At 73.1% G+C, this 10,305-nt stretch carries 7 protein-coding genes; 2 read left to right on the top strand and 5 right to left on the bottom strand.

Annotation, left to right across the window (positions count from 1 at the left end):
• Positions 1-93 precede the first annotated feature (93 nt).
• Complete coding sequence (locus tag E1265_RS26980) at positions 94-1,134, top strand: EamA family transporter (protein ID WP_207931223.1); 1,041 nt, start codon at positions 94-96, stop codon at positions 1,132-1,134.
• A gap of 34 nt (positions 1,135-1,168) precedes the next feature.
• On the opposite strand, the gene E1265_RS26985 is transcribed toward E1265_RS26980, so the two are convergent.
• From E1265_RS26985 to E1265_RS27005, 5 genes are all read right to left on the bottom strand, one after another.
• Complete coding sequence (locus E1265_RS26985) at positions 1,169-2,305, bottom strand: hypothetical protein (RefSeq protein ID WP_243741132.1); 1,137 nt, start codon at positions 2,303-2,305, stop codon at positions 1,169-1,171.
• A gap of 23 nt (positions 2,306-2,328) precedes the next feature.
• Complete coding sequence (locus E1265_RS26990; RefSeq protein ID WP_243741133.1) at positions 2,329-3,108, bottom strand: polyprenol monophosphomannose synthase; 780 nt, start codon at positions 3,106-3,108, stop codon at positions 2,329-2,331.
• Between the two features lie 197 nt (positions 3,109-3,305).
• Positions 3,306-8,240 (bottom strand): NAD-glutamate dehydrogenase, encoded by a 4,935-nt coding sequence (locus E1265_RS26995; RefSeq protein WP_132933610.1) that lies wholly within the window; start codon positions 8,238-8,240, stop codon positions 3,306-3,308.
• Positions 8,241-8,522: 282 nt separating this feature from the next.
• The gene (locus E1265_RS27000) at positions 8,523-9,197 is read right to left on the bottom strand and encodes an HAD family hydrolase (RefSeq protein ID WP_132933611.1); all 675 of its coding nucleotides are present in this window, start codon (positions 9,195-9,197) and stop codon (positions 8,523-8,525) included.
• Positions 9,198-9,232: 35 nt separating this feature from the next.
• Complete coding sequence (locus E1265_RS27005; RefSeq protein WP_132933612.1) at positions 9,233-9,736, bottom strand: hypothetical protein; 504 nt, start codon at positions 9,734-9,736, stop codon at positions 9,233-9,235.
• A gap of 107 nt (positions 9,737-9,843) precedes the next feature.
• On the opposite strand from E1265_RS27005, the gene E1265_RS27010 reads away from it, so the two are divergent.
• Positions 9,844-10,254, top strand: a complete 411-nt coding sequence (locus E1265_RS27010) for an Rv3235 family protein (protein ID WP_243741131.1) — start codon at positions 9,844-9,846, stop codon at positions 10,252-10,254.
• Positions 10,255-10,305 lie beyond the last annotated feature (51 nt).

The raw sequence follows: 10,305 nt of genomic DNA on the forward strand, positions 1-10,305 counted from the left end.
GGGCGGGGAGGTTGACCAGGTCGGCGGCGAGCCGGGCGGCCTCGCCGCCGTAATGGTTGAACTGCATAAGGCCATGACATCACGCTGGGCGTCATGAGCACCATCCTGCTGGTACTGGGACAGATCACCTCGCTCCAGCTCGGCGCCGCCGTCGCCAAGGGCGCCTACGACCAGGTCAGCCCACTGGCCCTGGCGGGACTCAGGCTGACCATCGCCGCCCTGGTGTTGTGTGCCGTAGCCAGGCCGCGGGTGCGCGCCCTCGACGCGCGCCAGTGGCGGGCCGTGGTGGGGCTCGGCCTGGTGCTCGCGGCGATGAACGTGGCCTACTTCGGCGCCCTCGAGCGGCTGCCGATCGGCGTGGCCGCCACCCTGGAACTGCTCGGCCCACTGGCGCTCGCCGTCGGCCTCTCGCGCCGCCCCGGGCAGCTGTCGGCCGCCCTGCTGGCGCTCGCCGGGGTGCTGCTGCTGGCCGCGCCCGGCGCCTCGCTGGCCGCCTCCGGGGTGGTGCTCGGGGTGCTCGCCGGCGCCTGCCGGGCCGGGTACGTGCTGCTCAACAGGCAGGTGGGGGCGGTGTTCTCCGACTGGACGGGCCTGGCACTCGCGCTCGCGGTCGGCGCCTGCGCCCTGGCCCCGGTGGCGGCCGTGGTGGACGGCGGCGCGGTGGTGGCGCACCCCGAGGCGCTGGGCGCCGGGCTCGCGGTGGCGGTGCTGTCCTCGCTCGTCCCCTACACGCTGGACATGGTGGTGCTGCGGCGGGTGGACGCCCGCACCTTCGGCGTGCTGCTCTCACTCACCCCCGCGGTGGGCGCGGCCGTGGGCCTCGTGCTGCTCGACGAGCGGCTCAGCACCCGTCAGGTGGCCGCGATCGCGCTGGTGGTGGCGGCCAGCGCCTGGGCCGTGGGGCAGTCCAGGCGCCGGCGCTCCGAACCGGTCAGGGCGCACACGCCGCGCGCCGAGACGGCGGCCGAGGAGGACGTCTGCCCGGTGTGCGGCCGGCCGGCCCCGGGATCCGGGGAGCAGTGGACGCTGCGCTCCCGCCACCACACCTCGTGGGGCACGGTCGAGTACTGCGCCACCGCGGGCGGCTGCCTCGTGGTGCTGGTGGACGGCGAGATCGTCAAGCACACGGCGTGAGCGAATCCGGCTCCCGCCGGAGCGCTCACGGCGCTCACGGCGGTCCTGGGCCGAGCAGGGTCAGCGCGCCGTAGCAGCCGGAGGCAAGCGCCGCCAGCGCGACCACCAGCGCGCGCCACCTGGGCGACAGCCGCAGCAGCGCCAGGGTCGCCGGCAGCAGCAGCGCGAAGGCGGGCATCATCAGCCGGGGCCGGGAGCCGAAGTAGCCTGAGCCGACCAGCGACGTGGCCACCACGACGCCCGTGTAGACCAGCAGCGCCAACGGCCAGCGCTCCCGCACCAGCAGCCACAGCAGCCAGCCGACCAGCGCCAGCGCGGCGGCCAGGCCGACCCCGCCGACCACGTTGGTCGTCAGGTTCTCCCAGACGAAGCCGAGCAGCGCCACGCCGCCGTCGAAGCCGTTGCCCCACTCGCCCTGCACCTCGAAGTAGCCGAACGGGCCGCCGCGCCGCACCCCCACGTAGACCACGTAGCCGAGCCAGCCGAGCGGCGCGAGCGCCACGCCGAGCAGCAGCCGGGGCGAGGCCCGCCGCGCCCGCCACACCTGGAGCGCGGCCGGCAGCCAGACGGCGGCCACCACGGCGGCGCCGGACGGGCGGGTCAGGCCGGCGGCGAGCGCCAGCGAGCCGGCCCACACCCAGCGGCCGGTGAGCACGGCGTACAGCGCCCAGGCGGCGAGCGCCGTGAACAGCGTCTCGGTGTACGCCATCGACTGGACGAACGCCGTCGGGTAAGCGCCCCACAGCGCGGCCAGCAGCACGCCGGCCGAGCGCCGCCGGGTGACCAGCGCGGTGACGGCGTAGATCCCCCAGGCGGCGGCCACCGCGGCGACCTGGGAGACCAGCAGTCCCGCGTCGCCAGGGCCGAGCGGGGTGACGGCGGCGATGGCCCGCTCGAGCACCGGGAGCAGCGGAAAGAACGCCAGGTCGGAGTGGACGCCGCCGTCCTCGAGCACCACCTGGTAGCCGTACCCGCCCTCGGCGATCCTGGCGTACCACAGCGAGTCCCAGCGGGCGGTCAGCAGCGTGTAAGGGCTCCGGTCCTCGACGGCCGCCCAGATCACCAGGATGAGCAGCCCCGTCGCCCGCACCCCGGCGTAGGCCAGCAGCGCGGGCGCCGCGGCACGCGCCGTGGGTGACCCCACGCCCGGCGAGGCGGACGGCTCGCGCACGCCCTCCGGGTACCGCGACGAGGTCAGGGCCACCGGCGGCCAGTCCCCGCCCGGCGGCGCGCGGCCGGGCGGATCACGGCGCCGGCGCGGCCGGCCCGGCCCGCGGCGAGGTCGCCGAGCAGCAGCCGCCAGGGCAGCACGGCCGCCTCCAGCTGCACCCCGGCCGACATCTTGGAGGCGCCCTGCCGGCGCTCCTCGAACCGGATCGGGATCTCCACCGCAGGGCATCCGGCGCGCACCGCCGCGTACTTCAGCTCGACCTGGAAGCAGTACCCGTTGCTGCGGACCTGCTCGAGGTGGAGCGCGCGCACCACGTCGGCGTGCCAGAGCACGAAGCCGGCGGTGGCGTCCCGCAGGCCGGTGCGCAGCACCGCGCCGACGTAGCGGTTGGCCCAGCGGGAGAGCAGCCGCCGGTGTGGGGCCCACTCACTCGCGAGCCGACCGCCCGGCACGTAGCGGCTGCCGACCACGAAGCCGGCGCCGGTGGCCAGCGCGCTGCCGATCAGCTGGGGCACGTAGGCCACGGCGTGGCTGCCGTCCGCGTCCATCTGGAGCACGTACTCGGCGCCCCGCTCGACGGCCAGGGTCATCCCGGCGACATAGGCGCGGCCCAGGCCGTCCTTGACGGTGCGGTGCAGCACCTCGACCCGGCCGGGGTGCCGCTTGGCCAGCTCGTCGGCGATCTCGCCCGTGCCGTCCGGGCTGTTGTCGTCCACCACGAGCAGCCGCAGCCCCGGCAGCGGCAGGGCGAGCAGCTCGTCGGCGATGACCGGCAGGCTCTCCGCCTCGTTGTACGTGGGCATCACCACGGTGATCGCCGCGTCGCCGCACGCCTCGATCCACGCGGGGGCCGAACCCTCGGGCGCCGCTCCCGCCATGGTCCGCTCCAGTCGCTCGTGAGGCTGATGATCCGAACGACATCGTAACCATGGCCGTCCGGGGCGCCGGGAGTGCGTGCCGGGAAGCCGGGGGGTCGCTTCCCGGCACGCGGTCGGGGGAGTCAGCGGTTGCTGCGCAGCAGGGTCCGCATGGTCCGCATGGCCACCGAGAGGTTCGCCAGGTCGAAGCTCTCCGAGGACTGGATGTCCCGCAGGGTGGTGCGGGCCCGGCCCAGGATCGCCGCGCTGCGCTGGGCCCAGGCCGCGAACCGCTCCTCCGGGGTGGCGTCGGCCGAGCCCTCGGCCAACACGTCCGCCGTGATCAGCTGGTGCGCCGCGTACAGGTCCTCGCGGATCGCCGTGCGCGCCATGGACTGCCAGCGGTCGGCCCGCGGCAGCTCGCTGATCCGGTCCTGGAGCTGGGTGATGCCCAACTCGTCGCTGAGGTGGAAGTAGACCTCGGCCACGTCGAGCAGCTCCCGGCCGGTGCGGTCGGCGACGGCCACGATGTCGAGCGCGGGGAACACCGCGGAGAACCCGGCGACCTGCTGGGCCAGCTCCCCCGGCACGCCCGAGCTCACGAGGTCGTCGTTGAGGCTGGCGTACCACTCCAGGTCGCGGCCGCGCAGCAGCTTGGGCAGCTCCTGCCAGACCCGGCCGACCCGCTCGCCGAACAGCTCGATGGTCTCGGTCAGTTGCAGCGGCTGCGGGCGGTTGTTGAGCAGCCAGCGGGCGCCGCGCTCGACCAGCCGCCTGGCGTGCAGCCTGATCCGGGTGAGGGTGGCGGCCGACACCTGGTTGTCCAGGCTCTCGGCGGTGTCCCAGATCTCGCCCAGGCCGAAGATCGCGCGGGAGGCGGTGTGCGCGCGGACGACCTCCTCGGTGGAGGCTCCCGACTCCTCCTGCATCCGGTGGACGAAGGAGCAGCCGCCGACGTTGATCGTGTCGTTCACCAGGAGGGTGGTGATGATCTCGCGACGCAGCGCGTGGTCCTCGACGCGGTCGGGGAACCGCTCGCGCAGGGCGGTTGGGAAGTAGGCGTAGAGCAGCCGGCTGACGTAGGGGTCGTCGGGCAGCTCGGTGGAGAGCAGCTCGGCGGTGACCGTCAGCTTGGCGTAGGCCAGCAGCACCGAGAGCTCGGGCTGGGTGAGGCCGCGGCCGGCGGCCCGCCGCTCGCGGAACTCGTCCTCCGAGGGCAGGAACTCGAGCTCCCGGTCGAGCCGGCCGCTCTCGCTGAGCTTGCGGATCAGCCGCTGGTGCGCCTGGACCAGGCCGGGCGCGGTGGCCTCGCTGTTGGCCAGCACCACGTTCTGCGCGTAGTTGTTGCGCAGCACCAGGGCTGCGACCTCGTCGGTCATCTCGGCGAGCAGCGTGTTGCGCTGCTTGACGGTCAGGTCGCCGTTGGCCACCACGGAGTTGAGCAGGATCTTGATGTTGACCTCGTGGTCCGAGGTGTCGACGCCCGCGCTGTTGTCGATGGCGTCGGTGTTGCAGCGGCCGCCGGCCGCGGCGAACTCGATCCTGCCGCGCTGGGTGAGGCCCAGGTTTCCGCCCTCGCCGACGACCTTGGCGCGCAGGTCGCGGCCGCTGACCCGGATGGCGTCGTTGGCCTTGTCGCCGACGTCGGCGTGGGTCTCGGCCGAGGACTTCACATAGGTGCCGATGCCGCCGTTCCACAGCAGGTCGACGGGGGCGCGCAGGATGGCCTGCATCAGCTCGGCCGGGGTGAGCGCCGCGACGTCGGACCCGATCCCGAGGGCCGCGCGGACCTGCGGGGTGACGGGGATGGACTTCGCGGTGCGCGGGTGGACGCCGCCGCCCTTGGAGATCAGCGAGGTGTCGTAGTCGGCCCAGGAGGAGCGGGGCAGTTCGAAGAGCCGGCGCCGCTCGGCGTAGGAGACGGCCGCGTCCGGCTCCGGGTCGAGGAAGATGTGCCGGTGGTCGAAGGCGGCGACCAGCCTGATGTGCTCAGAGAGCAGCATGCCGTTGCCGAAGACGTCGCCCGACATGTCGCCGATGCCGGCGACCGTGAAGTCCTGGGTCTGGGTGTCGTGGCCCAGCTCCCTGAAGTGCCGCTTGACGGATTCCCAGGCGCCCTTGGCGGTGATGCCCATGCCCTTGTGGTCGTAGCCGGCGGAGCCGCCGGAGGCGAAGGCGTCGCCGAGCCAGAAGCCGTAGGCCTGGGCGACCTCGTTGGCGATGTCGGAGAAGGTGGCGGTGCCCTTGTCGGCGGCGACCACCAGGTAGGTGTCGTCGCCGTCGTGCCGCACCACGTCGGCCGGGGGCACGACGCGGCCTTCCACCAGGTTGTCGGTGATGTCGAGCAGGCCCGAGATGAACGTGCGGTAGCAGGCGATGCCCTCGGCCAGCCAGCCGTCCCGGTCCTCGGCCGGGCTCGGCAGCCGCTTGCCGACGAAGCCGCCCTTGGCGCCGACCGGCACGATCACCGTGTTCTTCACCTCCTGGGCCTTCACCAGGCCCAGGATCTCGGTGCGGAAGTCCTCCCGGCGGTCGGACCAGCGCAGGCCGCCGCGGGCGACCTTGCCGAACCGCAGGTGGACGCCCTCGACGCGCGGCGAGTACACCCAGATCTCGAACGCCGGGCGCGGCTCGGGCAGGTCGGGGATGCCCTTGGGGTCGAGCTTGACCGACAGGTAGCCGTGCGGCTTCCCGTCCTGGTCGCTCTGGAAGTAGTTGACCCGCAGGGTGGCCTTGATGACGTTGAGGAACGCGCGCAGGATGCGGTCCTCGTCCAGGTTGAGCACCTGCTCCAGGGCGCCGTCCAGTTCCTCGAGCAGCCCGTCGGTCAGCTCGCGGCCGGCGCTCTGCCGCTGCGGGGCGTGCCGCGCCTCGAACAGGTTCACCAGGAGCCGGGTGGTGTGCACGTTCCGCCGGAGGGTGGCCTCCATGCGCTCCTGGGTGAAGCGGGCGCCGGCCTGCCACAGGTACTTGGCGTAGGCGCGCAGCACCATCGCCTCCCGCCAGGTGAGCCCGGCGGCGAGGACCAGCGCGTTGAACCCGTCGTTCTCCGCGGCGCCGGTCCAGGCGGCGGCGAACGCGTCCTGGAAGCGCTCGCGAGCGTCCACGCCGAGGCCCGCGACCAGCGCTTCTGGGACCCGGATGCCGAAGTCGTAGATCCAGGCGGCGGATCCGTCCCCGACGCGCAGCTCGTAGGGCCGCTCGTCGACGACCTCGACGCCCAGGCACTGGAGCACCGGCAGCACGGCGGAGAGCGAGACCGGCTCGCCGATCCGGTAGATCTTGAACCGCCGCTCGCCTGGCGCCGCGTTGACCGGCTCGTAGAGGCTGAGCGCGAAGTCACGCTCGCCGCCCGGCTCCAGGCTCGCCACGTACTGGAGGTCGGCGACGGCGGCGCGCGGCGGGAAGTCCGCCTTGTAGCCCTCGGGGAAGGCGCTCGCGTAGCGGCGGGCGAGCTCGGCGGCGCGCTCCTCGCCGCACTCGGCGAGCAGCGCGTCCGTGAAGCCGTCGGCCCAGGAGCGGGATGCCTCGGCGAGCCGGGCCTCGATGCGCTCGACGTCGGCGTCCGTGAGCTCGGGCAGCTCGGTGCCGGCCGGCACCCGGATCACGAAGTGCAGCCTGGACAGCACGGACTCGGTGTTCCAGGCGGTGAAGTCGACGTTGCTGCCGTTGAGTTCCTCGGTGAGGATGTCGGTCAGCCGCAGCCGGACCGAGGTGGTGTAACGGTCCCGCGGCAGGTAGACCAGGGCCGAGTAGTAGCGGCCGTACTCGTCCTGCCGGAGGTAGAGCCGCAGCCTGCGGCGCTCCTGGAGGTGGAGCACGGAACCGGTGATGCTGCTCAGCGTCTCGACCGGGGTCTGGAACAGCTCGTCGCGCGGGTAGGTCTCCAGGATCTGCAGCAGGTCGCGGCCGCTGTGGCTGTCGGCGCCGAAGCCGGCCTGGGCGAGCACCTCGGCGACCTTGCGGCGGATGACCGGGATCCGGCGCACCGAGCCGGTGTAGGCGGCGGCCGAGAACAGCCCGAGGAAGCGGCGCTCGCCCACCACGTTGCCCTGGGCGTCGAACTTCTTGACGCCCACGTAGTCGAGGTAGGACCTGCGGTGCACGGTGGCCCGGCTGTTGGCCTTGGTGAGGATCAGCAGCTTCGGCTCGCGGGCTTTGGCCCGGGCGGAGGGCGAGAGCCGGCTGAACGCCGCCGAGGCGGTGGGGTGCGCCGACTCCGGGTCGTGGGCCGGGTCGGAGCGCAGGATGCCGAGGCCGGTGCCGGGGATGGCGCGCAGCACGTCGCTCTCGCCACCGTTCTCCTCGCGGGCCAGCTCGTACTCGCGGTAGCCGAGGAAGGTGAAGTGGTCGGCCGCGAGCCAGCGCAGCAGCTCCCTGGCCTCCTCGATCTCGGGCTCGGTCAGCTCGGCCGCCAGCGGTTCGCCTGGCAGCTCCTCGGCGATGCGCAGGGCCGTGCCGCGCATCTTCTGCCAGTCCTCGACGGCCTCGCGGACGTCGCTGAGCACGCGGCGCAGGTCGGCCTCGATGCGCAGGAGGTCCTCGCTGTCCGTCTCGCGGTCGATCTCGACGTGGATCCAGGACTCCAGGACGGCGTCGGCCGGGCGCTCGGCGGTGCCGCCGTTGGTGTCGAGCACCTCGACGAGCTTGCCGGTCACGTCACGTCGGACCAGGACCTGGGGGTGGACGACCACGTGGATGCCCATGCCCTGCCGGGACAGCTCGTTGGTCACCGAGTCGACCAGGAAGGGCGCGTCGTCGGTGACGACCTCGACGACGGTGTGGCTCGACGACCAGCCGTTCTTCTCGACGGTGGGGGTGTGGACGCGTACGTTCGCCGTGCCCTGCGGGCGGTTGGCCGCCAGGCGGTAGTGGGACACGGCGGCGCCGTAGACGTCGACCGGGTCACGGTCGGCGAGGTCCTCGGGGGCGATGTAGAGGTAGTAACGCTGGAGGTACGAGCTGAGCGTGGCGGCGTCCATGCCGTGGCCGGGCGGGCCTCCGGCGACACCCTGCTCGGCTACCTGGGCGGCTTGCGCCAGTAGTTCGGCTTTGGCTTCGTCCAGCTTGGTGTGCATGTCCTCTGGCTCCTGTCGCGCACCGTCGGGCGACGTCGGGAATCGGTCACCGGGCAGCGCTCGATCTCGTGAGGCTCGATCTCGTGAATCGCGTGGATCGTGGGGATCGGGTGATGGGGAAAGCTCCCGGCGGAACGGATCAGCGACGGGCCCGGCCCGGCTATGTGCCGGGCGCCGGGGGAGGCGGCACTGCCTCCGGCCGGATCACCGGCCGCTATCGCGCTGATCACGGACACCAGGCTATCCCCACCCGCACCGGCGCAGGGCCTCAGTTGAGCAAGATCAGAGGGTAGTGGGGGCACCTGTGACCAACTCCTCAGCAACGCGCACCGCGTCGGCGAGGGTGTCCACCACTGGCACGCCGGCGCGCGCGAGACTGCGCCGGCTGTGCGACCCCCCGCTGTAGAGCACGGCCCTGGCCCCCACGTGACGGGCGGCGACCGCGTCGTCCACCGCGTCCCCGATGACCACCACCGAGCTGGGCCGCACCCCGTCGAGCGCGGCCAGGTGCCGGGCCATCTGCTCGGCCTTCCCGGTGACGCTCCCGCCGCCGGTGCTGCCGTCCACCCGCGTGAAGTGCTCCGCGATGCCGAGCCGAGCGAGCAACGGCAGCAGTTGCTCGTGCGCGGCGAGCGAGCACACCGACTGGGTGCGGCCGGCCGCCCGCCAGGCCGTGAGCAGCTCGGCCGCCCCCTCGGCGAGGGCCGCGCCGCTGGCAAGCGCCCGGTAGTGCCGGTGGAAGGCGCCGTCGAGCACCTCCCATTCCTCGCCCGAGAGCCGCCGGCCGAGCAGGCGCTCGTAGAAGAGGGGAACGGGGACGCAGAACAGCTCGCGGTACCGCTCCAGCGTGATCGGCGGTATCCCCAGCTCCTCGAACGACGCGTTGGTCGCCTCGACCACCACGTCGGTGTCGTGCAGCAGGGTTCCGTTCCAGTCCCACACGAGATGTGTCGCCATGGCCCTTACGGTACGTGGCACCACCGACAGCGGGGTTACAGAAGGTGATCGATCTCCTGCACGCCGTACCACAACAGCTCGTGATCGGCGGCGCCGTCCACTACGAACTGGGCGTCGTCGTCCCCCTGGTCCGCGGCACCGAGCGCGGCGGCGGCAGCGGCGATGTCGGACTCCGCGTCCGGTGCGTCCACGTGCACCGAGGCCAGCTTCGCGACCGGCACGGCCTCGGTCAGCCTCACCTCGGCCAGCGCCTCCGGGTCCATGGCACGGTCGGGGTCGGCGAACGCGGCGCGATCCGGCACGTCGGCGGCGAGCACCACCCGACGCCTGACCACCGCGGGGTCGACGGCCAACAGCCGCAGCGAGGCCTGCGCGGCGCGGCTGAGCGCCGCGTACTCCAACTCCTCCTCGTCGCCGGAGAGATACCACTCGCGCAGCGCCGGCGTGACGGCGTAGGCGACGAGCGGCGCCGGCCCGGCCTCGCCCGACCGGTGCAGCTCCGCGAGCCCGGCGAGGGTGAGGGGCAGGTAGACGCGCATGGCCGGTCACTGTACCAGCCGACCCCAGCCTTGCCGCCAAGTAATCAGGTAGCTACAATCCGCCACAGTTACCAGTGAGTAGCTTTTTATCGGGGGTGGTATTCCAGATGAGAACCAGCAACCGCGGGCCCGCCAACCGCCGGGACCCACGCCAGGACTCGCGCCGCCCGAACCGGCCACTGCCGGCCCGCCGACCGGGACCGCAGGACTGGTTCGCCCACCGGCTGCTGCTCATCCTCAGCGGCCAGCGGCCGGTCCACACGCTGCTTGGCCACGTCCGCGAGCACGCATACGAACAACTCATCGACCTGGCCCCCCACACGCCGCTCCGCCCGGCGCCCGGCGAGAGCGGCACCCTCGCCCTCCGCGCGGTCGGCGTCTGCCGCCCCTCCCCCGACGCGATCGAGGCCTTCGCTCGCATCACCAGCGGCAAGAGAACGCGCGCGTTCGCCTTCCGCCTGGAACGCATCGACGCGCGCTGGCAGTGCACGGCGATCGAGTTGGACACCGTGCCGTAGCCGTGCCGGCGGCTCGGCGCCCAGCGCTCCGCGCGGGGGATGTCCCCACCC

The sequence above is a fragment of the Streptomyces sp. 8K308 genome, from assembly GCF_004348315.1.
Taxonomy (GTDB): domain Bacteria; phylum Actinomycetota; class Actinomycetes; order Streptomycetales; family Streptomycetaceae; genus Streptomyces.